The sequence below is a fragment of the Frankia nepalensis genome, from assembly GCF_016786325.1.
Classification (GTDB): Bacteria; Actinomycetota; Actinomycetes; order Frankiales; family Frankiaceae; genus Pseudofrankia; species Pseudofrankia nepalensis.
This window is the reverse complement of sequence record NZ_JADWYU010000235.1, coordinates 1-23,774: the sequence shown is the minus strand read 5'-3', so window position 1 is coordinate 23,774 and position 23,774 is coordinate 1. Positions and strand designations below refer to the sequence as shown.

Sequence of the window (23,774 nt, the reverse complement as noted above, 5' to 3'; positions counted from 1 at the left end):
CGGGCCCCGGGCGCTGGTCGGCGCCCCGGGCCCCCCGGGGGCGGCCGCGCCCCGGCCCCGCCGCCGGGGGCGGCGGCAGCGGCGATGCGAGAACCGGCGGCGGCTCGGCGGCGGTGCCGTCACCGCCGAGCGCCCGGGCGCCCAGCAGGCCGTCGACGGCCGCCTCGTACCCGGCGGCCACCGCCGCGTCGAGTTCCGCGGGCCGCGCGCCGAACGCGGCGCGCCGGTACAGGAACGCCAGGTCCGCGCGGGAAGCAGCCATGGGGACAACGTCCCAGCCGGCGGTCAGGGCGTCGTGGCCGCGATGTTCGAGGACGGTAAGAGAAAGGCGGCGGTGCCCACCGGCGGGCCGTCGCGAGGGGGGCCGGCCGCACACTGGGCAGGTGGGAACGTCAGGGCTCGTACTGGTCGTCGAGGACGAGCCGCACATCTGCGACCTGATCAGGCTGTATCTCACCCGGGAGGGCTTCGGCGTCGAGGTCCGGCACGACGGCGCGGCGGGGCTCGAGGCGGCGCGCGCGCTTGCCCCGGTGGCGGTCGTGCTCGACATCCGGCTGCCGGGGATGGACGGCCGGGACGTGGTGCGGGCGCTGCGCGCCGAGGACGACTGGACGCCCGTCCTGTTCGTCACCGCCCGCGACGAGGAGGTCGACCGGATCCTCGGCCTGGAGCTCGGCGCGGACGACTACCTCGTCAAGCCGTTCTCGCCGCGCGAGCTGGTCGCCCGGCTGCGGGCGGTCCTGCGCCGGGCGGGGCCTGCCGCGGCCCGGCCGGCGACCCGCACGCTGCGCGCCGGTGCCGTCGAGATCGACCTCGACCGCCGCCACGTGCTCGCCGCCGGCGAGCCGGTCACGCTCACGGCCACCGAGTTCGACCTGCTCGCGGCGCTGCTCGACCGCCCGGGGCTGGTCCACACCCGGGAACGGCTGCTCTCGCGGGTGTGGGGGTACCAGGCGGCGGCGGGCACCCGTACCGTCGACGTCCACGTCGCGCAGGTCCGCGCCAAGCTCGGCGCGGCCTCCCCGATCCGCACGGTCCGCGGCGTCGGCTACACCGCCGATGGCTGACCGGCCGGCGGGCCCGGGCCGGCGGGTCACCGGCGGCCGGCTTCGGCGGGCCGGTGGACTCGACCGTGGCGGCGGTCCCGGGCGCGGCGGCGGGCTCGGGCGGCGCACGGCGCTGGCGACGACGGCGGTCGCGCTGCTCGCGGTCCTCGTCACCGGGGCGGTGCTGCTCGGGCAGCTCGGCGGGGTCGGCGACGCGCAGGCCCGCCGGGCGCTGGGCCGCCAGGCCGACCTGGTCGTCGCGCTCTACGAGCAGCCGGCCGCGACCGCCGAGCTGCGCGCCAGCGCCGCCCGCGTGATCGGCTCCCAGCAGGTCAGCCTCCTGGTCCTGGAACCGGGGGGCACGGTGCGCACGACCGTCGGCCCCTTCGGCGGGCGGTGGGTCCCATCCCTGTCGCCGGCCACCCTGCGCCGGCTGGCCGGCACGCACCGGACCGCCATCGTGCGCACCACCGTCGGCCGCCGCGTCGTCGTCGCGGCCCGGCCACTGTCCGACGGCGCGACCGTGCTGCTCGCCCAGCCGGCCTCGCAGGCCCAGGAGGTGACCTCCGAGGTCGCCCGCAAGCTGCTGGTCGCCTGCCTGGTCGCGCTCGCCGCCGCCACCGCCGTCGGGCTGCTGCTGGCGCGCCGGCTCGCCCGCCCGCTGCGGGCGCTGGCCGCGGCGGCGGGCGAGCTCGCGGACGGGGGCCGCGACGTCGACGGCGCGCTCGCGCTGCCGGCCGGCGGCCCCAAGGAGATCGCCGAGGTCGCGGACGCGCTCGGCGGGCTCGCCGGCGCGCTGGCGACCAGCGAGCACCGCCAGCGCGAGTTCCTGCTGTCCGTCTCGCACGAGCTGCGCACCCCGCTGACCGCGGTCCGCGGCTTCGCCGAGGCGCTGGCCGACGGCGTGACGCCCGCCACGGGGGCCGCCGACGCGGGCCGGGTGATCCTCGACGAGGCCCTGCGGCTGGACCGGCTTGTCCAGGACCTGCTGGACCTCGCCCGCCTGGACGCGGACGACTTCCACGTCGACCTCGCGCCCGTCGACGTGGCCAGGGTCGTCGCCGACGCCGCCGACGTCTGGCGGCGCCGCTGCGCCGCCGAGGGAGTCGACCTGCGCGTCGAGCTCCCGCCGGACGGCCGGCCGGTGGTCGCCGTCACCGACGCCGCCAGGCTGCGCCAGATCGTCGACGGCCTCGCCGAGAACGCGCTGCGCGTCGTACCGGCGGGCGCGCCGATCGTGCTCGCCGTCCGCGCCGAGCCCCCGGCCCACCGCCTCGGCGGCCACGCCGGCCGCCTCCCGGCCGCCGGCAAACCGGCCACGAGCGAACCGGCCACCGCGGAACCGGCCGCGGGTGACGCGTTCGCGAGCGGCGCTGACGCGGGCGTCGCGGTCGTCGAGGTGCGCGACGGCGGACCCGGGCTGACGGGGGACGACCTGGCCGTCGCCTTCGAGCGGTCCGCGCTCTACGAGCGCTACCGCGGTCTGCGGCCGGTCTCCACCGGGCTCGGGCTCGCGCTCGTCGCCCGGCTGGCCGCCCGGCTTGGCGCGCTCGCCGAGGCCAGGACCGCGCCGGAGGGCGGCGCCGCGTTCGCGGTCCGGATGCCGCTCGTGGGCGCGCCGCCCGACGCGGGCGCGCCGTCCGCCGGCGCTCCGGCCGCCCCACGGATCGGATCTGTTGGATAGCCGACACGAGTCACACGACGGCGAAACACGCCGACCGGCCCCGCGCTGGAAGACTTTTCGGTGTGGATCGCAGCCTTCCCCCGTCTTTGCCGGCAAAGCTGTATTTGCTGGCATTCAATCTTGAACGGGGCAAGATGTACCGCGTCCCTGGCTTCGGCCGGACGCTGCGGGCCGCGGCCCTGACCCAGCTCCTCCACGACGGCCTGGTCACGGATACCCGCGGCCTCGTCGTGCCGGTCGAGTCGACCGCCGCCACGGAGCGCCCGATGGACTGGCTGTCGTCCCTGGTGCTCCGGCAGGCGTGGGCCGGGCCGCCGCGGACCTGGGCCCGCTGGATCTCCCACGACCAGCGGCGCGCCGTCCGGATCGTCCGGGCGGAGCTCGCGAAGGCCGGCTGGGTCGACCTCGGCCCCCGGCCCGACGGTCTGCCGCGGCGCGGGCGCACCACCGTGTCGGTCTCGCCGCCGGACCGGCAGACCGTTCGGGTCCTCAACCGCGCGGTCGGACGGGCACTGCGCGGCGAGATCGCGACCCCGGACGTGTCCCGGGAGCTGGCCGCGCTGGTCGCGCTCGGCGCGGCGGGCGACGTCATCACGCTCGTCAGCGCCCGGCAGCGCTCGACCTGGCCCGAACGGATCGCCGAGCTCGCCACGCTCGCCGGCCCGCCGGCGCTGGCCCTCGCGGCGCGAGACTGACCTACCCCTGGCACACACCGGCCGGGTCCGGCCGGTGGCCGGGCTCACGGCTACTGGACGTAGCCCTCGACCTGGTTGATCGGGGCGGGCCGGGCCTCGTCGGGGTCGCGGCCGACGCGGCGCAGCGCGTCCCGCCGCCGTAGCAGGTCCCAGCACTGGTCCAGCGACACCTCGACCTGGCGGAGCCGCTCCAGCTCGGCCTCCGGCTCGATCTGGCCGCCGGCCCGCCTGGCCCGCAGCTCGCGCTCCTCGGCGACGAGCGCGTTGATCTGCGAGAAAACACCTTTCTCATCCATGGGGTCACCCAACCACGGCGCCGAGCCGCTGACGATGGCCCGAGCGCGGCCGGCGCGCCGACAGCCGATTGCCTCGATCCGCGAGGCCGCCAGCCGGACCCGGTAGGACCCTCCCAGACCCGGCCGGACGAGGACGCCCTCAGCCGAAGATGTCGACGGAGATCTCGGCGCCGAGCGTGAACCCGGGGGCGAGCGGCAGCTCGTCGCCGCTCCAGAACCTGCCCGGGTCGTACCAGTTCGGCCGCCGCCCCGGGGCGAGCAGCCCCATCGCCTGGTAGGTGATCGCTACGACCTCGGCGCAGTAGGCCGTCTCCAGGGCGCGCCGTTCCTCGTCGTCCACGGGCGGCTCGGGCTCGACCCGGCGGTCGGCGGGCGGGCGGTCCGCCACCCGGCCCGCGCCGGTGAGCCTGGTCAGGTCCCGCAGCCGCGACCAGCGGCCCTGCGGCTCGGCCACCGTCTCCTGCCCGGCCGGGCCGGCGGCCGGCGGGCGAGAGTCGCCCGGCCCGGCACGCCAGGGGAAGGCGGCGAACCAGGGCTCGGCCCGGGCCTCCCCGATCGCCGGCGTGGCAGATCCGCCTCCCGGATTCCGTGGGGACCCTTTCGCGGATCCGGGAGCGCTCCCGGGCTCGGCGGGCCGGGCCACCGGCCGCGCAGCCAGCGGCCGGCCAGCTGGGCGGTCGATGGGAACGGGGTGCCGTCGAGACGGGCGACGATCCGCAGCGCCGCGTCCTCGGCTTCCCGCGAGACCTCGGGCTCCAGCTGGCGCAGCCAGGCCCGCTGGCTGTAGCGCTGGCCCCAGACCTGGACCGCGTCACGCAGGTCGTGCAGCTGCACGCCGCGATGGCGGTCCCCGGTCCACCGGTCGGGCAGCGATCTGCCGAGCTCCGCGTGCCAGATCATCGGCGGCAGGTCGTCGATGACGACCGCCATTCCGACGTGGTTGACGGGGCTGTTCGTCAACGTCTGGATGGCTCGGTCCGCGGGGGTTCGGCCGCGAAAGAGCCAGAGATCACCGGTACGACTCGCTTCCACGGCGGCGTCCAGACTGACCGGCATGGCACACATGCGTTCAGCCTAGGACGACCTTGCTCCCCGCTGGGCGGACCTGGGAAAGACCTGATCAGCCCGGGCGGCGCGGCGGAGCGGGGATGACCGGCTGGCCTGGGCGCCCGCGACGCCCGCGCCGGCGGCCTGCCCGGCCACCGGCGCTCTGACCGCTTTGGCTGCTGGCCGCCCGCGGCGACGTCTAGCCTGAGGTATGCGCTGGTGGAAGGTAATGGGACTGGCCGGGGTCGTCGGAGTGGCGGCGACGGGCGCGATGGTCGCCCGCGCGGAGCGGGCGCGGCGCTCCTACACGCCGGACGAGATCCGCGAGCGGCTGCGCGCCCGCGTCGCCGAGAGCGACACGGCGCCGTCGTCCAACGGCTCCTCCGGGTCCACCAGCGCCGCCGGCCGGCGGGCCCGCCCCGAGGCGTCGTAGCCCGCGGCCCCGCGTAGCACGGCCCCCGGGTCTTCGGCGGGGGCCGTGCCGCGGGCCGGCCAACCATCGAACGCAAACGGTTTCCTCATGCAACGATTTTGCGGATTCCTTACGCCGTCCTGACGTAGGGATGCGACGATCGGGCGCACATAACCCTGACTGCCCGTGAGGTCGTTGATGCGCCGCAGGTCGCAGTGCTCCCGTCATGTCCGGCCGGACGCGCACCGCGTCCGGCGCCGGGCCGGGCGGTCGGGCGCGACCGGGCTCGCGCTGGCCGCCGTCCTGGGCGTAGCCGCCTGCGGCGGCGGGAGCCAACCAGCGGACGCGGCGCGGGACACGCCGTCGGCGTTACCGTCCGCCGGGCCGGCCGCGGCGGCGTCCCAGCAGCCAGGGGCGGAGTGGGAGACGGTCGACCCGGCGAAGGTCGGTCTCGACCCGGCGGCGCTCGCCGAGATCGCGAAGACCGCCGAGCAGGGGAAGTCCAACTGCCTGCTGGTCGTCCGTGACGGCAGGATCGCCGGCGAGTGGTACTTCCGCGGCACCGACGCGAACACCGCCCAGCAGGTGTTCTCCGTGACGAAGTCGGTCACCAGCACGCTCACCGGCATCGCCCAGGACGAGGGCGACCTGAAGATCAGCGAGAGCGCGTCGACGTGGATCCCGTCCTGGAAGGGCACGCCGTCGGAGGTCGTCACCGTCCGCGACCTGCTCAGCAACTCCTCCGGCCGGCGCTGGAGCGTCGACATCGACTACAACCAGCTCGTCCGGGCCGCCGACCAGACCGCGTTCGCCGTCGGGCTGGACCAGGCCAGCCCGCCCGGTCAGGTCTGGGCCTACAACAACTCGGCGATCCAGACGCTGCAGCAGGTGCTCGAGGGTGCCACCGGCCAGGATCCGGCCGCGTTCGCCGAGGACCGGCTGTTCGGCCCGCTCGGCATGGCCCACACCTCCATGGGGCACGACAGCGCGGGCAACGCGCAGACGTACGCCGGAGTCACGTCCACCTGCCGCGACCTGGCCCGCTTCGGGCTGCTCGCGCTGTCCGGCGGCACCTGGCACGGCAAGCAGATCGTCTCGGCGGACTGGCTGCGCGCGGCGACCGCGACGTCGTCCACCGAGCTGAACGCCGCCTACGGCTACCTGTGGTGGCTCAACCACGAGGGGGTCATCGGCAACCCCCGCGCCGCGACCGATCTCTCCCAGGTCGATGACCAGACCGCCGTGCGCGGCCAGCTGGTGGCCGCCGCCCCCGACGACATGTTCTGGGCGATCGGCCTGGGCAACCAGGTCGTCCAGGTCGACCCCGGCTCCGGCACGGTGGTCGTCCGCCTCGGCACCCCGGAGGTCACCCCCACGCCGCCCACCTTCGGCCCCGCCGAGGCCAGCCGGGTCGTCACCGAGGCCGTCACCGGCCCCGTCGGCTGACGCTCCGCTTTCCGGCGACGCAGCTCTTTCCGACGCTTTCCGTTCCCACGGCGCTTCCCGGTCCCGCGGGTCCTTCCGCGACGCGGACCGCCGCGGCGCTCCCACGGCCGCCGGGCCGAGGCCGGTTCCGAGGACGCGGCCGCTGCCCGGCCCCTCGCGGACGCGCGGGACGCGGCGGGCTCAGAGCACCTTGGTGCCGTACATCTCGCCGAGCGGGTCGGCGATCAGCTCGAGGCGGGCGCCGTCCGGGTCGCGGAAGTAGACCGACACCTCCGAGTGGATCACGTGCTCGACGCCCGCCTCCTCCAGCCTGGCGACGAGGTGGCGCCACCGGTCCGGGGCGACCGAGATCGCGACGTGGTGCAGCCCGCCGAGGACCTCGGCGTACGGGCCGACGTCGAGGCCGGGGAAGTCGAAGAAGGCGAGCAGGTTGCCGTTGCCGATGTCGAAGAAGAAGTGCGAGGAGCCCGGGTAGTCGCGGTTCTCGATCAGCTCGGTGAGCGGGAACTCCAGTACGCCCTGGTAGAACCGGATCGTCTTCTCGACGTCGCGGCTGATCAGGGCGGTGTGGTGCAGCCCGCGGGCGGAGGACACCGGCCGCTGCCCCGCCGGGCGCAGGTAGGTGTCGCGCAGCGCGGCCCGGGTCGCCTCCAGCGCGGGCAGGTCGCGGTCGGCCGGGGTGCTCGTCACCGATGACGTGTCACTACTCATGATCACTCCGATGCTCCTGGGAACGGCCGCGCGCCGTCGCGCCCGACGCCACCACGCACGCAAACTAGTTGCCAGCGCAACATGTTCCCCGAATCCGTCCATCAGATCATGCCGCCGCCAGCCGTCCGCCACCCGCCACCGCCCGCCCCGGGCCGCCTCCGGCCAGGCGGCCTCGGATCCGCCACCGCCGTGGACATCCCCCGACGCCACCGTGGGCGGCGTGACGCCGGACGCCTCCTCGGCCTCGTCCGAGGCACGCCCACCCCGGTGGCGACGGCGGCGGCGACCGGGCGCCGGGCGCTGACCTTCCTCTTACCTGGCGCGCACGGTCCGCTGGCCGTCGTCTGGGAACGTGCGGCGTGCCGGACGGGACAGGGCGTCGGACGGAAGGCGAGCGACGGATGCGGGGCTGGACGAAGGCACCTCGGAGATTCGCGGTGGCGGCGCTGCTGGCCATCGTGGCGGCCACGGCCGCGGCCTGTGGGCCGCGCGACCGGGAGGAACCGGCGCCGCCACCGCCGGCGGGGACACCCCCGCCGGCCGGGACGGTCACGCACACGCTGACCGTCGACGGGCGGACCCGGGACTATCGGGTACACATCCCGCCCGGCACCGGGACGACGCCCCGGCCACTGGTCGTCGAACTGCACGGCGGCGGCGGCAACGGGCTCAACATCGAGAAGCAGACCGGCTTCTTCGGCCTCGCCGACCAGGAGGGCTTCCTGGTCGCGAGCCCGAACGGCACCGGCGGCTTCACGGACACGATGCTGACCTGGAACGCCGGCTGGTGCTGCGGGCAGGCGAAGCGCGACCAGGTCGACGACGTGGCATTCATCGCCGCCATGCTCGACGACCTCGCCGCGCACTACCCGGTGGACACCCGCAGGATCTATGCCACCGGTTTCTCCAACGGCGCGATGATGACCTACCGACTGGGCTGCGACCTGGCCGACCGGTTCGCCGCGATCGCGCCCGTCTCAGGTGCCCTCGACTATGACGGGTGCGCCCCCAGTCGAGCGGTGCCGTTGTTGGCCATCCACGGCACCGAGGATCAGAACGTCCCGTACGAGGGTGGCGTCGGGACCGGCGGCGACAAGCGGTTCCCGACCGAGAAGGACCGGGTCGACCGGTCGGTCGCCGACTCGGTCGGGTTCTGGGTACGTCACGACGGCTGCCCGGCGACTCCCACCGAGAACCGCGAGGGCGTCGTCGTCCGGACCAGCCACGGGCCGTGCACCGGCGGCACCGAGGTCGTCCTGGACACCGTCGAGGGCGGCGGCCACGCCTGGCCCGGCGGCGAGCGCGGCTGGCTACGGGGCGACGAGCCCACTGACTCCCTGGACGCCACCGCCGAGATCTGGGCGTTCTTCACCCGCCACCAACTCCCCTAGCCGCGACCGCCACGCATGATCGCCGATAGTGCCCTGTGGAGGTCGTGAACAGGGCGAGATCACGACCCGCCCAGGGCAGAACGGCGATCATGCCCGGGCGTCAACACCGGGCGAACCTTGGCGGCCGGCGCGCCGGCTCAGCTCCTGGCGGCGGTCAACCCTTGGCGGTCGCGCCGGCGTCGACGGGGAGCGCGACGCCGGTGATGTAGCGGGCCTCGTCGGAGGCGAGGAACAGGACGGCGTTGGCGACGTCGACGGCCTCGATCAGCGGGACCGGCATCAGGTGCAGCATCCCGAGGACGGCCGCGGCGTCCTCGATCGTCGGGTTGTCCAGGTCGGGACGCAGCATCCGGCGCAGCGACTCGTTGTCCACCATCGGGGTGTTGACATTGCCCGGATGCACACTGTTGACCCGGATCAGCTGACCGGCCAGTTCGTTCGCGAGCGAGCGCATCAGCCCGACGAGGCCGTGCTTGGCGGAGACGTAGGCCGCCATCCAGCCCTGGCCCTTCAGGCCGAGCATCGAGCTCGTCAGGATGATCGAGCCGCCCCGCCCGCCGGCCACCAGGTGCGGGATCGCGACCTTGGCGGTCAGGAAGCAGCCGGTCAGGTCGATGTCGAGCAGCGTCCGCCAGGCCGTCAGGTCGAGTTGGTCCGTCGCGGCCGCCGTGCCGGACACCCCGGCGTTCGCGACGACGATGTCCAGCCGGCCCAGCTCGGTGGCCCCGGCGTCGAGGGCCGCCGCCAGCGCCGCCTCGTCGCGCACGTCCGCGACGGCCGTCACGATCCGCCGGCCGAGCTTCTCGACCTCCGCCACGGTCTCGGCCAGGTCGGCGGCGCTGGCCATCGGGTAGCCGATCGTCTCGACGTCGGCTAACAGGTCCACCCCGATGATGTCGGCGCCCTCCTCGGCGAGCCGCACGGCATGGGCCCGCCCCTGCCCGCGCGCCACCCCGGTGATGAACGCGACCTTGCCCTCGACTCGTCCCGCCACGCCTGTCCTCCCACCGCTCGCCGACCCGTCCGGATGTTTCTCGCACCGGCGCCGCCCTGGCGCGAGCGATCCGCCGGCTTCCCGGCGGGGCCGCTACTCCGCCCAGCCGGTGAGATCGAGACCGCGGTTGTGCTCCAGACGGAAGCCGAGCTCGATCTGCCGCTTGGCGCCGGGCGCGAGCTCCACCGTCCAGGTGAGCTGACCGAGGTCGGTGTGCTCGTCGACGGCCGGCGAGGTCCGGAGGTCCTTGACCGTGATGCCCTCGTGCCGCGAGACCGGGACCTGGTCGCGGACGGTGACCTTCGCGGGCCGCGGGGTGTGGTTCGTCAGGGTGATCTCGTAGCCGACGTCGGTGCGGCGCAGATTGCCGACGACCTTGCGGCTGGTGGCCCGGCTGACCAGCTCGCGCTCGACGAGCAGCCGGTCGTCGACGCCGAGCTGCAGTTCCACCTCGGCGCCGGGCGGGACGAGCTCGAGTGAGCTGGTCCCGACGAAGTCCGCGCCGTGGAAGATCGCGACCGGGCCGGGCAGCAGGGTGTGCGGCGAGGAGTTGGTGACGCTCGCGCGCAGGTAGGCCTCCGCCGCGAGCTTCGGCGCGGTCAGGTAGTCCAGCTCCGCTTCCAGGTGGAGAACGGCGAGCGTCGTGCGGTGCGGCCGGCCGTCGGCCGGCACCGGCACGGGCCGGGGCGGGCGGTAGGTCGCCGCGGTCCCCGACGTGTCGACGGTGGCGACGGCGTGCTCGACCGGTGGCGGCACCGATGCGGCCATCAGGGCCGCCTTGGGCATGGGAGCCCCGCCGGGCGCGGCCGCGGCCGGCGGGAGCGGCGCGCCCGCGTATGCGTCCGCGGCCCGGGCATACATCGCCGCCACGGGCACCGGCCTGGCGACGTCGACATACCAGGGGGTGAGCTCGGGCAGCCCGCTGCGCAGCGCCGGGCGCGCGGTCGAGAGCGCGAGGTCGCAGAGCGGCCAGTCCTCACCGCTGGACTGCGTCACCATCCCGAACCAGGTGAGCGTGACCACGCCGTCGACCAGCCGGGCGTCGTACCGGGCCGTCCAGGAGGCCTCGGCGACCAGGTAGGAGACCTCGAGCTCGACGTCGAGCTCGCCATCGGCGCCGCCGGCCGGTTCGAGGGCCACCAGGACCGCGCGGGTGTCGGGAGGCCGGTAGCCCCTGCGGACCTCCAGCGCGCGGGTGAGCGCCGCGATCCTCCCGTTCAGCTCGTCCCGCTCGTCCGCGATCTCGCGCAGGCGCGCGTACAGCTGTGCGAGCTGTCCGCCCAGCGCCGCGCCGGCGGCCGCCAGCCGGCGCGCCTCGTCGACCGCCGGGTCACCCGGCGTGCCCGGCTCCGAGGTCCCCGAATCCCAGGACGGCGCGCCCCAGCCGCGGGCCAGCGACGCGGCGCCGTTGCGGGCGGCGACGTCCAGGAACTTCCGGCGGGCCAGCTCGGTCTCGCGGGCGTCGTCGAGCTCGCCGGCGCGCCGGCGCAGCGCGCGCAGCTCGTCCTCCAGCGTGGACAGCTCCGGGTCCGCGGTCCGCGCCCGCGTCTCGACGGCGACGTCGACCCCGAGCACCCGGACCGCCCCGCGGCCCGCGACCCGCACCGAGTCGGGGTCCAGCCCCAGCGGCAGGCCACGCAGCGTCACCGTGCGCTCGGTCGGCGCCGCGACGCCGTCCTGGCCAGTCCCGGTGGCCACGCCGACCGGCAGCGTGACCGTGCCTCGGCGGGTGACCCGCGCCTGCCGCGGATAGACGACCACGGCCGTGATCGGAGCGTCCAGTACCAGCGTCGCGGCCTGGGCTGTCGGGTGCGCCGGCGCGTCCGGATCAACCATGCTGATCACCATAGCCGCCCGGTCCGACATTTCGGCACGGCCGTCACGCGCGCGGCGGCCACCGTCGCCGACGACGCGCCCGGCCGCTCGGCCGGCGAGCGGCGAGGCCGACGCGCGCGGCGGCGGTCAGCCGCCCGCGACGATGAAGGCCACGCCCCAGGCGATGGCGGCCAGGATGACGGCGAAGCACAGCCCCGCGAGGGCCGTCTCGGCACGGGTCCGCGTGGCCGAGGCGGGGGCCGCGCCGGTCATGGCCCCGTCGAGGCCGGGCACGGAGGCCATGGCCACGGCCTCGGCGCGCCGCTCCGAGCGGCTGAGCACGCGCAGCCCGACGGCGAACACCGCCGGCAGGCCGGCGCCGCACAGCAGCCCGATGACGACGATCTTCCACAGGGCGTCCAGGTCGATCCAGGCCGTCATGGCCGTTCCTCCATCACTGGGACCCGCCGGGTCGACCGGGCGGGTCCGTCCGGGTCCTCCGCGCCCATTGCTAGGCCGCGACCGGGGTCTCGGTGGTCGAGGGTGCCGGCGTGGGCGCGTCCGGGCCGGCCGGCTCCGCGTGGAGGTCGCGGTGGCCGACGGGCGCGCGCCGCGACCGCGCGAACAGCGCCGCGGAGCCGGCGACGAGGACCGCGAACCCGACGACGACGCCCGCGGTGCCGCCGATGCCGTGGACCATCGCGTAGCAGCCCGCGCCGACGAGCCCGGCGGCCGGCAGCGTCAGCAGCCAGGCGGTGGCCATCCGACGGGCGACGCCCCAGCGGACCCGCCCGTCCCGGCTGCCCAGCCCGCTGCCGACGATCGAGCCGGACGCGACGTGCGTCGTCGACAGCGAGTACCCGAAGTGGCTCGACAGCAGGATGGTCGCCGCGGACGACGAGTCCGCGGCCAGCCCCTGCGGCGGCTCGATGGTGACGAGGCCCTTGCCCAGGGTGTGGATGATGCGCCAGCCGCCGCAGTAGGTCCCCAGCGCCAGGGCCACGGCGCAGGCCACGACCACCCAGAAGGGCGAGGTCGCGCCCGCGGCGAGGGAACCGTTGGCGATCAGCGCCAGCGTGATGACGCCCATCGTCTTCTGCGCGTCGTTGGTGCCGTGCGCGAGCGACATCATCGACGCGGCGCCTACCTGGCCCAGCCGCAGCCCGCGGTCGCGGGTCTCCGGCCGCACGCCGCGGCTGATCCGGTAGATGAGGAAGGTACCCAGGGCCGCGATCAGGACGGCGACGACGGGCGCCAGCACGGCCGGGATCACGACCTTCTGGACGAGGCCGTGCCACTTGACCGCGTCCGTGCCGGCCGCCGCGAGCGTCGAGCCGATCACCCCGCCGATGAGCGCGTGGGAGGAGCTGGACGGGATGCCCAGGTACCAGGTGGCCAGGTTCCAGGCGATCCCGCCGGCCAGCCCGGCGAAGACCACGGGCAAGGTGATCAGGTGCGTGTTGACGAGCCCGCTCGCGATCGTCGCGGCGACCGACAGGGACAGGAACGCCCCCGTGAGGTTGAGCAACGCCGCGACGGCGACGGCGGCCTTGGGCCGTAGTGCCTTGGTCGCGATCGAGGCGGCCATCGCGTTCGCCGTGTCATGGAAGCCGTTGGTGAAGTCAAAGGCCAGTGCCGTGACGACGACCAGGATCAGCGCGGTGTCACCCACAAGGCCGTTGTAGCTGGCGCACGGGACGATGACGGCGGTCGCACCCAATGTCCGCGTTGTCTTCCGTCAACAGCCATCGTTCGTTCATATATGGTTCATGATCGCATCTGTCTGTCATCGTCGCGTCGCCAATAGATGTCGGGACAGTGACCATCGACTTTCGTGAGCATGACCAATCCTCGAGGCCAGCCAGCCGACGCCGACGCGTCGACGACGTCGCGACAGGCCAGCGGCCAGGCACGTCATGGCCGGCCTCGGCGACGACTGTCCGCCTGGCCGAGTACCCGCCGTCCGACGGTGGAGACCAGGCAGCCACCATTCCCCCGGCTTGTCACTTCCGGCGCCGCGTCGCGGCCCGTGGCCTGGCTATCTTGAAACCGCGCACACATCAGGGCCGTCGACGGCGCGGCGCGGGCCTCGGGCAGCGGCCGGCCGGCATCGTCGGGGCATGGGTGAGACAGCGGGCGGGTGGACTCCGATGGGGGCGCGAACACTGCCGGAGAAGGGGCGGACCGCTGTGGTGGAACCGGTTCCGGGCGAGGTCGTCACCTTCCTGGAGATGACCAGCCCCGAGCAGCTGCGCGCGGGCCGCGTCGCGGACGGGCTCACGCTGAGCGCCACCAACGACGAGGCGCTGGTCCGGGCGACGATCGTGCGGGTCGGCGCGCCCTACCGCTGGCCGAGCGCCGGCTGGGGGGACCCGGCCTGGGCGGAGTGGTTCGCCGACCCCCGCCACCAGAGCTTCCTGCTGCGTTCCGGCGACGACGTCGCCGGGATCGTGGAGACGACGGCCCACCCACCGTACGAGGTCGAGATCATCTCGTTCGGCCTCGTTCCCGAGTACGTGGGCGCCGGGATCGGCGGCCACGCGCTCACCCTCGCCGCCCGGCTCGCCTGGAACCTCAAGCATCCGGCGCTCGACGAGGTCCGCCGCGTCTGGCTGCACACATCGACGCTCGACCACCCGAACGCGCTCCGGAACTACGTGAACCGCGGCTTCCACCCCTACCGCACCCAGACCCGCGGCCACGTCGCGCCCGGCTGATGGCGACCCGGTAGATCCTGTTCCGTGGCCGCCCGGCGCGACGGCGTGGGCGGGTCAGAGAAGGTCGTCGACGATCTTGCGCAGCGCGGCGCCGCTACGGGCCCCGACGACGGAGGCGACCTGCTCGCCGCCGCGGAAGACCTTGAAGGTCGGCATCGCGAGGATGCCGTAGGTCAGGGCCGTGCCGGGTTCCTCGTCGCAGTTGAGCGAGGCGACGGTGAGACGGCCGGCGTAGTCCGCGGCGAGTTTCTCCAGGATGGGGTGCATCATCCGGCAAGGCGGGCACCATACGGCCCAGAAGTCGACGAGAACGGGCACCGGGCTCGCCAGCACGACCTCGGCGAAGGTCGCGTCGGTGACGGTCACGACCGTCCCGGTGGCGACGGTCGTCCCCGCGGCGGCCGGCGTGGTCTGAGGAATCGGCATGGTCTGAGGAATCGACGTGGCCCGGGCGATCGGCGGGCCGGGAGCGACGGCCGGGTTCGGGGCGGCGCCGCGCGGCGCGGGGGCGTGGACCGGTGTCATGACAGATCCGCTCTTTCGTGGGAGTAGGTCTTCGCCGCCGACTGGGTCTGCTCGGCGGACAGGACGCAGGCCGGCGGCGCGGACGGGACGGGCACCCGGCGCGCGGCGTCCACCGCGAGCGGCCCGGCGGGCGCGGGCGGCCCGGCGGGCGCGGGCGGCCCGGGCGACGCATCGGTGACGCGAGCCGGCGGGGCGCCGGGCGCCCGGCTCGCCAGCTCGGCGGCGAGTTGGCCGGCCAGGCCGGCGCGGACCTCGACGAGCCGGGCCAGACACGCGTCGATCTCGGCGATCTTGCGCTCGTAGACGGCGGCGGCGTCCGGGCAGGCGACCCCGCGGTCGTGCCCGGAACGCAGGCAGTCGACGAACGGGCGGGTCTCGTCGAGCGAGAAGCCGATGGCGAGCAGCGACCTGATCTCGGCCACCAGCCGCAGGTCGCCCTCGTCGTAGTCCCGGTACCCGTTGGCCCGCCGCCGGGCGGCCAGCAGGCCCTCCTGCTCGTAGTGCCGCAGCGCCCGCGGGCTCGTCCCCGCCCGCCGCGCCAGCTCCCCGATCCGCATGACCTCGACGCTAAACCCTGCCATCGACGTCAACGCCAGCCCGAGTTCCGGCCCGCGACCGGTCTGAGGCGCTCCGCGCGGGCGCCGCGGGTCGGGGATCCGACCGCGGCGTCAGCGGAGGTTCTCGATGACCTCGGCGAAGGCCTCAAGGGTGGCGGGCTTGGCGAAGTCGGTGAACCAGGCGTAGGTCCGGTCGATGCCCTGGTCGGTCATCCGCCGGTAGTGGGCGGTCAGCTCGGCGGGCGTGCCGGCGACCAGGCCGCCGTTCGAACCCATCTGGCCGAAGCGGCGCTGCGCGGTGGTGAGGATCTCGTCGCGCTCGGCTTCGGTCGCGCCCGGCGGGACGACGGTGATCAGCTGCTGGATCGACACGCGCGCCTTGCCGGCGCGCGAACGCAGCCGCTCGAGCTCCACGATCTTGTTGATCTGCAGGTTCCACCAGTCGGCGTACTCGGCGACGAGCTCGAGCGTGCGCGGGCCGGTGCCGCCGATCGTGATCGGGATCGGCGCGGTCGGCACCGGATGGGCCATGACCTCGTTCAGCTGGAAGAACTCGCCCTGGTAGCTGACCTGCTCGCCGCTCCACAGCAGGCGCAGCACGGCGAGGGTCTCGGCCATCCGCTCGACCCGGACCTTCGGCGTCGTGGAGCCGACGCCGTAGCGGCCGAGCTCGGCGGGCACCGAGCCCCAGCCGATCCCAAGCTCGAACCGGCCCTCGCTGGCGTGGTCGAGCGTCACGGCCTGCTTCGCGAGCACCACCGGGTGACGGAACATGTCACACAGCACCAGATGGCCGACCTTGAGGTTCTCGGTCTTGGCGGCGATCCAGCCGGCCGTGCTCATCGCCTCGTACATCGTCCCCTGGATGTACTGGGGCGGCGCGAGATGGTCCATCAGCCCGATCCCGGCGAACCCGGCCCGCTCGGCGTTACGGGCCCGCTCGACGATCTCGGGCATCGTCATGCGCATTTGTGGGAGGTAGAGATGAAACTCCATTCTACGTAACCAACCACGGCCCTACCGGGCCGCGCCACCCGCGACGGGCAGGTGGACGGGCCACGGACGGACGGCGCCCGCGCCGACCAGCCAAGAGCCGGGCTCACGGATACATCTACTCACCGATGGATCGCACCGAGATCAACCTCCATGCTGAAGCCTGGGCCGGTGGCGCGACCGCCGACCGGCCAACGATCGTCGCGGACGCCGCGTCGTCGTCGCGCCGCCTCGCCCAGCAGCGACCGCGATGGCCCGCCGACGCCAGGCGGCGCCGGCGCGCCAGACCCCGGAGGAGCCATCGGATGAGTACCGAGATCGCGCCGTTCAAGGCGGACATCCCCGAGTCCGACCTCGCGGACCTGCGGCGGCGGCTGGTCACCGCTCGCTGGCCGGAGAAGGAGACGGTCGACGACTGGAGCCAGGGCGTCCCGCTGGAGTGGTTACGCGACCTGTGCGCCTACTGGGCCGACGGCTACGACTGGCGGCGCTGCGAGGCGCGGCTGAACGCGTTCGACCAGTTCGTCACGACGATCGACGGCCTCGACATCCACTTCCTGCACGTCCGCTCCCCCAACCCCGACGCGCTCCCGCTGCTGCTGACTCACGGCTGGCCGGGCTCGGTGCTGGAGTTCCTCGACGTCATCGGCCCGCTGGCCGACCCGGCGGCGCACGGCGGCGAGCCGGCGGACGCGTTCCACCTCGTCATCCCGTCGCTGCCCGGGTACGGCTTCTCCGGCCGCCCCACCGGCACCGGCTGGGGCGTCTCCCGCACCGCCGCCGCGTGGGCCACGCTGATGGCCCGGCTGGGCTACGACCGCTATGCGGCGCAGGGCGGCGACTGGGGCTCGGCGGTGACCACCGCGCTCGCCGCGGTCGACCGGGAGCACCTCGTCGGCATCCACCTGAACTTCCTGGTCGTCGGGCCGGGCTCGGGCGCCGACGCGGCCTCCTTCACGGAGGAGGAGCTGGCGGCGCTGACCGCCGGCGCGACGCACCTGGAATGGGGCCTGGGCTACTCGACCCAGCAGGGGACCCGGCCGCAGACGCTCGGGTACGGGCTGGTGGACTCGCCTGTCGGCCAGTGCGCCTGGATCGCCGAGAAGTTCTGGGCCTGGACCCATCACGACGGCGACCCCTACACCGCGCTCACCCGCGACCAGATGCTCGACGACATCACCCTGTACTGGCTGACCGCCACCGGCGCGTCGTCGGCGCGGATGTACTGGGAGACGGGGGTGGGCCGGTCGGGCGGCGGCGCCGGCGCGTTCGGCGGCGAGGGGATCGACGTGCCGGCCGGGGTCTCGATGTTCCCCGGCGAGATCTTCCGGCCGTCGCGGCGCTGGGCGGAGCAGCGCCTCACCGACCTGCGCTTCTATGAGCGGCCCGAGCGCGGCGGCCACTTCGCCGCCTTCGAGCAGCCAGCCCTGTTCACCGACCAGGTCCGCCGCGCGTTGCGCACCATGCGCTGACCGATCCGCCGTTCCCGGCCCGCGCCGGTCGGGGCCCAGCCATCCGGACCGGTCCACCCAGACCGGACGGGCCGGCCCGTGGACTGTCCACGGGCCGGCCCGAGGGTCAGGTCGGACATCAGGGCGGACCAGGGCCGGTCAGGGTCAGGCTGGGCCGTCGGGCTCGGCCTGCTCGGCGAGGAAGCGCTCGAGCTCGGCGCCGAGCTCGTCGGCGGTCGGCAGGTCGCCCGCCTCGACGGTGGGCAGGCCACCGGTCTCCTTGCCGCGCTTGTAGGCGTCGTACTGCTCCTCCAGCGCGTGCACGAGCGCGGCCATCTCGCCGCCCTTGGCCAGCTCCTGGTCGACCTCGCCACGCACCGCCGCCGCGGCGGAGTGCAGGCCGTCGAGCGGCAGCATGAGACCGGTCGCCTTGGAGACCGACGTCAGCAGCACCTCGGTCGCCTGCGGGAAGTCGGTCTGGTTGAGGTAGTGCGGCACGAGGGCCGCCAGCCCCATCGCGTCACGCCCCTCCTTGCCGAACTCGTACTCCAGCAGGTGGCCGGCGCTGCCGGGCACCTGGACCCGGCGGACCCACGGCTCGTAGCCGGCGATGAGGTCCTTGCGGGTGGCGTGCGCGATCAGCCCGGTCGGCCGGGTGTGCGGCACCGCCATCGGGATCGCGTTCAGGCCGACGGCCAGGTGCAGGTTCAGCCGCCGGGTCAGCTCCCGGACCGCCAGGGTGAACCGCTTCCACATCAGGTCCGGCTCCGGGCCGGCGAGCAGCAGGAACGGGGTGTCCGCCCGGTCCCGCAGCGCGTACAGCGCGAGCGTCGGGTCCTCGTAGTGCTCCCAGTGGTCCTCGACGAACGTCATCGCCGGGCGCCGGGAGCGGTAGTCCAGCAGCAGGTCGATGTCGAAGGTCGCGATGACCTCGTGCTCCAGCGTGGTCAGCAGGTGCTCGCTCGCGAGCCGCACCGCGTTGCCGGAGTCGACGACCCCCGTCATCGCCTCCAGCATCACCGGCCGGCCAAGGTCGGGCAGGTCGCCGTTGACCTGGTAGAGCTCACTCGGGTCGAGCATGGGCCTAGACCTCCCCGTGCCTTCCAGCGGCCCGCGGAGGCGTGCCTCCCGGGGCCGGGTCCTGCCACCGTGACGGCTTCGCCGTCACCACATTGTCACGTCGCGGACTTGCCACCGCGCCGCCACTGCCGGCATAGTCCTTCCTTGCCCGCATGACGCCGCCGCGCCCGAGGGCTTCCCCTCGGAGGCGAGCCGGGCATGCCGGCATGTCGCCGACGCACGGCCCGTCGCGGTCGGACCCGCCCAGCCCCTCGCGATCCGGGTCCGGCGGGCACGCCCATCAAGGTGCAAGCGGCGGTGCCGTCGATCCATTCCTACCGGACAGTCTGCGCTCTCGGGGATGGGGGCGTACCGCGATCGACCATGATCCTTTGGTCGATCGCGGGCGGGCTGTCAACGTCGTTGTCTACAGTGTCAGCGATCGGGACGGGCGGGGAGTGACGAGGGATGGCGATGTCCGCTGAACAGGAGTCCGCTGACCAGGAGCCCGCGGGCCGGGACCTGGACGAGCCGGGCACGGGCGGCGCCGGCGGGCGGGTGACCGTCACCGCCATGCCCGCGCGGCGCACGCCACGGGGCACGCTGTCCCGGCAGGTGCTGCTGGACAGCGCGCGGGAGATCGTCGACATCGGCGGGGTGAACGCGCTGTCCATGCGGGCGCTGGGCGCCAGGCTCGGCGTCGACCCGACCGCGATCTACCGGCACTTCCAGAACAAGAACGAGCTGCTCGACGCGCTCGCCGACCAGATGATCCGCGGCGAGGAGCCACTGCCCGCCACCGGCGACCCGGCGGCGGACCTGCGGGACAGCCTGCGCCAGCTGCGCCGCCAGCTGCTGCGCTACCCGACGCTCGCCCCGTCGGTGCTGCGCCAGCCGCCGGGCACCGGCTCGTGGTGGGACCGGATGGAGCACGCGGTCGGCGCGCTGCGCGCCACCGGCCGGTCGGCGGCCGAGGCCGCGGCGGCCTGGCAGACACTGCTGTTCTTCGTCGTCGGCCATTCCCTCGTCGAGGCACGCCACCTCGCCGAGAATCTGGCGGCCGACCGGGTCGGAGCGCCGATGCCGACGGTCAACCCGTCCCGGAGCCGTTACCCGGAGCTGGCCGCTGTCGCCCCGTACCTGCACGCGGACCTCGACGACCAGTTCGAGGCCGGCCTGGACCGCCTCCTCGGCGCCTGACCGACGGGGCGCCTGACCGACGGTCCCGTACCGGGCGTAGTGGGTGGTTCGGCCCGGACGGGCCGATGGCGGACGTCACCGGCCGGTCGCGCACGCGGCCGGCGCCCAGGTGCCGCGCCCGCCGGGAAGTGGCCCGGACGCGCCGAATACTCCCTGGGCAGCCGCCCTGCCCGCGGGCGGCCCGATGCCTGGGGAGTCACGATGCGCCCGCTCGCCGCCGGCCGGCACGGCCGGGCCCTGGCCGCGGTCCACACCGTCGCGGCGCTGGCGGCCGCCGCCGCGCTGGGCTCGGCCGGCTGCTCGCGGTCAGGTTCGTCGGAGGGATTCCCCGTCGACGTGTCCACTCCGAGCCCGACCGCCAGGCCCGTCGCGCTGGCGGCCACCGCGACCCCGACCGGCCCCGGCGCGGCCGCGGCGGGCACCACGAGGGCGACAGGCCCGGCGGGCGGCGCGAGCGCGGCGGCCGGCCGCGACGGCGAGGAGGCCGGGCCCCCGCGATGCACCGGAGCCACTCTCATCGTCACGCTCCGACCTCCTGTCGAGGTCGCGTCCCTCGCGCCGGGGACGACCCAGTTCGCGGCCGTCGTGACCTTCACCAACGACGGGCCGGCGGCCTGCGCGATGTACGGGTACCCGGGCGCGGCGCTCGTGACGGCGGCCGGCGAGGTCTACGACCTGCCCCGGCGCGCGTCCGCCCCGCCGGACAGCGTCCAGCTCCCGCCGGGCGGCAGCGCGGACGCGGTCCTGGTCTTCCTGCCGACGGCGGCCGCGCCCGCGGGCGCGCCCGCGTTCGACGCCGGATACCTGCTGATCACCCCGCCGGACGACCGTGACCCCGTGCGGCTGGACTGGCCGGGCGGCCCGGTCGTCGACCAACGCGACAGCGCCTACCCCGCCAGCTACGTGACGCCCGTGACCGGCTGACGGACCCGCCAGGAGACAGGCCCGGAGGCGAGCACGGAAGCAGACGGCCAGGCGGCCAGCAGGCGCCCGAGCGCGGGCGCGCCCAGCGGCTGGCCGGGCGACCGGCCGTTGGGCGACAGCGGCGCCGCGGCGCGCCGGGGCTGGGCCGCCTGACCCACCGGCACCCGCGGCGCGCCCGCTTCGGCACCCCGCCCGGCAGGCACGGAACGCGGCGTGGCGGCGGCGACGCCGCGCCGCGCCGGCGGCTCGGGCCGGGCGGGGGCGAGCGAGCGGCGGCGGCGACGCTCGTAGAGCCAGGCGGCGGACGTCGCGAGGGTCGCGGAGGCGAGCACCACCGACCAGCCGACGGGGCCGACGGGGCGGCAGCCGAACAGCCGCGCCAGGATCGGCGTCTGGACCAGCACCGCCAGCACCAGCATGCTCGCGACCGCCGTGACGATCACCAGGGGGTCGCGGCCGGCGAGCATCAGCGTCTGGCCGAGCTGGGTCGTGACCAGCGCGAGCAGCCCCATCGTCGACGCGCGCCGCGGCGTGCCCGTGTACCGGCCGACCAGCCAGGCCAGCGTCGCGCCCGCGGTCGTCGTCGCGCCCCTGACCACCAGCATGCGGCGCAGCGACCCGGTGAGCCACCGGGTGGAGACCGCGTCCGGCCCGCCGTTCGGCCGGGACTCGCCGGGACCGCCGTGCAGGTCCTCCCGCGAGCGCACGGCGAGCGCCATGGCCGGCGCCATGTCGGTGAGCAGGTTGACCAGCAGCAGCTGCCGTGGGCGCAACGGCGCCTGCCCCGCGATCGCCGTTCCCAGCAGCGTGAAGGCGACCTCCCCGGCGTTGCCGCCGACGAGCACCGACACCGCGTCGGTCACCGAGCGCCACATCCGCCGGCCCTCGAGGACCGCGTCGGCCAGCCGGGTCACCTCGGCGTCGGTGAGCAGCAGGTCGGCGGCGCCCGTCGCGGCGGCCGTGCCGCGGCCGCGCACGGCGACGCCGACGTCGGCGGCCCGGATCGCGGCGGCGTCGTTCGTCCCGTCGCCGGTCATCACGACGACCTTCCCCAGCCGCTGCAGCGTGGTGACCAGCCGCACCTTCTGCTCCGGCGAGAGCCGGGCGAACACCGAGGCGGCGCCGACCTGGGCGGCGTAGCCCTCGTCGCCGAGCCGTTCGAGCTGCGCGCCGGTGACCACCCGGTCGGCGTCGGGGACGCCGACCTCCCGCGCGATCGCCGCGGCGGTCACCGGATGGTCACCCGTGACGACGACGACCCGCAGCCCGGCGTCCAGCAGGCGACGCACTCCCGGCGTCGCCGAGGGGCGCGGCGTGTCCGCGATGCCGACGAAGCCCAGCAGGCGCAGGGAGCTCAGGTCGCCGGCCGACTCCGGCCGGCTTCCCGGGGACGACTCCGCGACCGCCAGCACCCGCAGGCCCTGACGGGCGAGCCGGCCGGCCGCGGCCCGGGCCGCCGCGAGCCGCGGCGCGTCCAGCTCGACCAGGCCCAGCAGCACCTCGGGGGCGCCCTTCACGGCGAGCACCGGCCCGTCGGGCGTGCGCAGCAGGGTGGCGGCGTAGCCCCGCGCGGTCTCGAACGGGATCTCGTCCACCCGCTCGCCCGTCAGCGCGCTGGCCAGCTCGGGCCGCCCCGCCGCGGCCTCGAGCACCGCCCGGTCGGTCGCGTGCGCCACCCGGCCTTCCGGCGCCGGGCAGGCCGCGGCCGCGACCGCGAGGATCCGCGCGCCCGCGCCGGTCGGCCCGCCGTGCCCGGCGGCCGTCCCCGGCGCCGGCATGGGCGCCGCCCGCCACCGGCCGGCCGGGTCGGGCACGGTGACGGCGCGCAGCACCAGCCGGCCCTCGGTCAGCGTGCCGGTCTTGTCGAAGCAGACGACGTCGGCGCGCCCGAGCGCCTCCACGACCCGCGAGGAGCGCACGAGCACGCCGAGCCTCGCGAGCCGGCGGGCGGCGGCGACCTGGGCGACCGTCGCGACCAGCGGCAGTCCCTCCGGCACCGCGGCGACGGCGACGGCCACCCCGGAGCCGAGCGCCGATCGGGCCGGAGCGCCGCGCAGCGAGGCCAGCGCCGCGACCGCGAGCCCGGACAGTCCCGTCAGCGGCAGCGCGAGCCGGGTCAGCTCGCCGAGCCTGGCCTGCACGCCGACGGCGCCGGCCGAGTGGGCCTGGGCCACGACCGCGGCCCGGCCGGCGACGGTGGCCTCCCCGGTCGCCACGACGACGGCCCTGGCGGTGCCGGCTAGCACCGTGGTGCCCTCGTAGACCATGCAGTCGCGGTCGCCGAGCTCGGCGGCCGGGGTGGGTTCGACGCGTTTGGTCACCGGCGCTGACTCCCCGGTCAGCGTCGCCTCGTCCACCTCCAGCGTGTCGGCGCGCAGCAGCCGCGCGTCGGCCGGCACCACGTCCTGCGCGCCTAGTTCGACGACGTCGCCGGGCCGCAGCGTGTCGGCCCTGCGCACCTGGACGCCGTCGTCGGTCACGACCCGCGCCAGCAGCACGTTCCGCTCGATCAGCCGCGCCAGCACACCCTCGGCGTGCGCCCGCTGCGCGCCGCTCATCGCGGCGTTCGCCACGGACACGGCGGAGACGAGCAGCGCGTCGGTGGTCGAGCCGAGGACGGCGCTCGCCGCCGCGCCCACGAGCAGCACGGGCACCAGCGGGTCGGTGAGGTCCGCCGCGACCGCGGCGACATAGCGGCGGGCGCCCGAGCCAGCCAGCGTCATCCAGCCGCCGGCCGCCCGGGTGATCGCGCCGGCCGCGTGGCCGTTCACGGCCCACCGACGGTTCCCGCCCTGTCTCGTATTCACATCT

General features: G+C 75.2%; 21 protein-coding genes and 3 pseudogenes. 10 read left to right on the top strand and 14 right to left on the bottom strand.

All coding sequences use genetic code 11. The features are described 5' to 3' along the window. Positions 1 to 262 (bottom strand): annotated as a pseudogene (locus I6A81_RS36890) (DUF1800 domain-containing protein); the annotation flags it as partial. Positions 263 to 383: 121 nt separating this feature from the next. On the opposite strand from I6A81_RS36890, the gene I6A81_RS36885 reads away from it, so the two are divergent. The 3 genes from I6A81_RS36885 (at position 384) to I6A81_RS36875 (ending at position 3,425) form a co-directional block, all read left to right on the top strand. After that, positions 384 to 1,067, top strand: a complete 684-nt coding sequence (locus tag I6A81_RS36885) for a response regulator transcription factor (protein WP_203007522.1) — start codon at positions 384 to 386, stop codon at positions 1,065 to 1,067. Beyond that, a complete protein-coding gene (locus I6A81_RS36880; protein WP_203010444.1) occupies positions 1,060 to 2,730 on the top strand; it encodes a sensor histidine kinase in 1,671 nt (556 codons plus the stop codon). Before I6A81_RS36885 ends, I6A81_RS36880 begins: the two co-directional genes overlap by 8 nt. Before the next feature lie 134 nt (positions 2,731 to 2,864). Further along, entirely contained in the window at positions 2,865 to 3,425 is a 561-nt protein-coding gene (locus tag I6A81_RS36875) for a GPP34 family phosphoprotein (protein WP_238430394.1), read from the top strand. Positions 3,426 to 3,475: 50 nt separating this feature from the next. On the opposite strand, the gene I6A81_RS36870 is transcribed toward I6A81_RS36875, so the two are convergent. The 3 genes and pseudogenes from I6A81_RS36870 to I6A81_RS36860 all read right to left on the bottom strand — a co-directional run bounded on the left by I6A81_RS36870 (position 3,476) and on the right by I6A81_RS36860 (position 4,777). Further along, a complete protein-coding gene (locus I6A81_RS36870) occupies positions 3,476 to 3,721 on the bottom strand; it encodes a DUF2630 family protein (protein ID WP_203006027.1) in 246 nt (81 codons plus the stop codon). Positions 3,722 to 3,860: 139 nt separating this feature from the next. After that, positions 3,861 to 4,040, bottom strand: a pseudogene (locus I6A81_RS46440) (hypothetical protein); the annotation flags it as partial. A gap of 92 nt (positions 4,041 to 4,132) precedes the next feature. Beyond that, positions 4,133 to 4,777 carry a C40 family peptidase gene (locus I6A81_RS36860; protein ID WP_407661439.1) on the bottom strand — a complete coding sequence of 215 codons (645 nt, stop codon included), beginning with the start codon at positions 4,775 to 4,777 and terminating at the stop codon, positions 4,133 to 4,135. 220 nt (positions 4,778 to 4,997) lie between these two features. On the opposite strand from I6A81_RS36860, the gene I6A81_RS36855 reads away from it, so the two are divergent. Both I6A81_RS36855 and I6A81_RS36850 read left to right on the top strand, forming a co-directional pair. Further along, positions 4,998 to 5,201 (top strand): hypothetical protein, encoded by a 204-nt coding sequence (locus tag I6A81_RS36855; RefSeq protein WP_238430391.1) that lies wholly within the window; start codon positions 4,998 to 5,000, stop codon positions 5,199 to 5,201. Between the two features lie 177 nt (positions 5,202 to 5,378). Then, a complete protein-coding gene (locus I6A81_RS36850) occupies positions 5,379 to 6,626 on the top strand; it encodes a serine hydrolase domain-containing protein (RefSeq protein ID WP_238430389.1) in 1,248 nt (415 codons plus the stop codon). Positions 6,627 to 6,806: 180 nt separating this feature from the next. On the opposite strand, the gene I6A81_RS36845 is transcribed toward I6A81_RS36850, so the two are convergent. After that, entirely contained in the window at positions 6,807 to 7,337 is a 531-nt protein-coding gene (locus tag I6A81_RS36845; RefSeq protein ID WP_203006025.1) for a VOC family protein, read from the bottom strand. A 437-nt stretch (positions 7,338 to 7,774) separates the two neighbouring features. Here I6A81_RS36845 and I6A81_RS36840 point away from each other — a divergent pair, with 437 nt between their 5' ends. After that, positions 7,775 to 8,728 carry an extracellular catalytic domain type 1 short-chain-length polyhydroxyalkanoate depolymerase gene (locus I6A81_RS36840; protein WP_307875161.1) on the top strand — a complete coding sequence of 318 codons (954 nt, stop codon included), beginning with the start codon at positions 7,775 to 7,777 and terminating at the stop codon, positions 8,726 to 8,728. A 154-nt stretch (positions 8,729 to 8,882) separates the two neighbouring features. Here the strand turns inward: I6A81_RS36840 and I6A81_RS36835 are convergent, their stop codons facing one another. The 4 genes from I6A81_RS36835 to I6A81_RS36820 form a co-directional block, all read right to left on the bottom strand. Beyond that, a complete protein-coding gene (locus tag I6A81_RS36835) occupies positions 8,883 to 9,722 on the bottom strand; it encodes a mycofactocin-coupled SDR family oxidoreductase (RefSeq protein WP_203006023.1) in 840 nt (279 codons plus the stop codon). Between the two features lie 93 nt (positions 9,723 to 9,815). Next, positions 9,816 to 11,558, bottom strand: a complete 1,743-nt coding sequence (locus I6A81_RS36830) for a DUF4139 domain-containing protein (RefSeq protein WP_238430388.1) — start codon at positions 11,556 to 11,558, stop codon at positions 9,816 to 9,818. A gap of 126 nt (positions 11,559 to 11,684) precedes the next feature. Then, entirely contained in the window at positions 11,685 to 11,978 is a 294-nt protein-coding gene (locus I6A81_RS36825) for a hypothetical protein (protein ID WP_203006021.1), read from the bottom strand. A 70-nt stretch (positions 11,979 to 12,048) separates the two neighbouring features. Beyond that, a complete protein-coding gene (locus I6A81_RS36820) occupies positions 12,049 to 13,209 on the bottom strand; it encodes an inorganic phosphate transporter (RefSeq protein ID WP_203010445.1) in 1,161 nt (386 codons plus the stop codon). Between the two features lie 448 nt (positions 13,210 to 13,657). On the opposite strand from I6A81_RS36820, the gene I6A81_RS36815 reads away from it, so the two are divergent. Further along, complete coding sequence (locus tag I6A81_RS36815) at positions 13,658 to 14,254, top strand: GNAT family N-acetyltransferase (protein WP_238430384.1); 597 nt, start codon at positions 13,658 to 13,660, stop codon at positions 14,252 to 14,254. Between the two features lie 54 nt (positions 14,255 to 14,308). Here the strand turns inward: I6A81_RS36815 and trxA are convergent, their stop codons facing one another. From trxA to I6A81_RS36800, 3 genes and pseudogenes are all read right to left on the bottom strand, one after another. Continuing rightward, positions 14,309 to 14,779: a thioredoxin gene (gene trxA / locus I6A81_RS36810; RefSeq protein WP_238438389.1), complete on the bottom strand. Its 471-nt coding sequence runs from the start codon at positions 14,777 to 14,779 to the stop codon at positions 14,309 to 14,311. Positions 14,780 to 14,958: 179 nt separating this feature from the next. Next, positions 14,959 to 15,336 (bottom strand): annotated as a pseudogene (locus I6A81_RS36805) (MerR family transcriptional regulator); the annotation flags it as partial. Between the two features lie 111 nt (positions 15,337 to 15,447). Then, positions 15,448 to 16,332 (bottom strand): LLM class flavin-dependent oxidoreductase, encoded by an 885-nt coding sequence (locus I6A81_RS36800; protein ID WP_203006019.1) that lies wholly within the window; start codon positions 16,330 to 16,332, stop codon positions 15,448 to 15,450. Positions 16,333 to 16,634: 302 nt separating this feature from the next. On the opposite strand from I6A81_RS36800, the gene I6A81_RS36795 reads away from it, so the two are divergent. After that, positions 16,635 to 17,801 carry an epoxide hydrolase family protein gene (locus tag I6A81_RS36795; RefSeq protein WP_203006018.1) on the top strand — a complete coding sequence of 389 codons (1,167 nt, stop codon included), beginning with the start codon at positions 16,635 to 16,637 and terminating at the stop codon, positions 17,799 to 17,801. A gap of 144 nt (positions 17,802 to 17,945) precedes the next feature. On the opposite strand, the gene I6A81_RS36790 is transcribed toward I6A81_RS36795, so the two are convergent. Continuing rightward, positions 17,946 to 18,860, bottom strand: a complete 915-nt coding sequence (locus I6A81_RS36790) for a proteasome assembly chaperone family protein (protein ID WP_203006017.1) — start codon at positions 18,858 to 18,860, stop codon at positions 17,946 to 17,948. Between the two features lie 453 nt (positions 18,861 to 19,313). On the opposite strand from I6A81_RS36790, the gene I6A81_RS36785 reads away from it, so the two are divergent. After that, positions 19,314 to 20,039, top strand: coding sequence for a TetR/AcrR family transcriptional regulator (locus I6A81_RS36785; RefSeq protein WP_203006029.1), 726 nt, complete (start codon positions 19,314 to 19,316; stop codon positions 20,037 to 20,039). 201 nt (positions 20,040 to 20,240) lie between these two features. Beyond that, positions 20,241 to 20,963 (top strand): DUF4232 domain-containing protein, encoded by a 723-nt coding sequence (locus I6A81_RS36780; RefSeq protein ID WP_203006016.1) that lies wholly within the window; start codon positions 20,241 to 20,243, stop codon positions 20,961 to 20,963. Here I6A81_RS36780 and I6A81_RS36775 read toward each other — a convergent pair. Next, positions 20,939 to 23,734 (bottom strand): cation-translocating P-type ATPase, encoded by a 2,796-nt coding sequence (locus I6A81_RS36775; RefSeq protein WP_307875160.1) that lies wholly within the window; start codon positions 23,732 to 23,734, stop codon positions 20,939 to 20,941. The two genes, I6A81_RS36780 and I6A81_RS36775, sit on opposite strands and share 25 nt — an antisense overlap. Positions 23,735 to 23,774 lie beyond the last annotated feature (40 nt).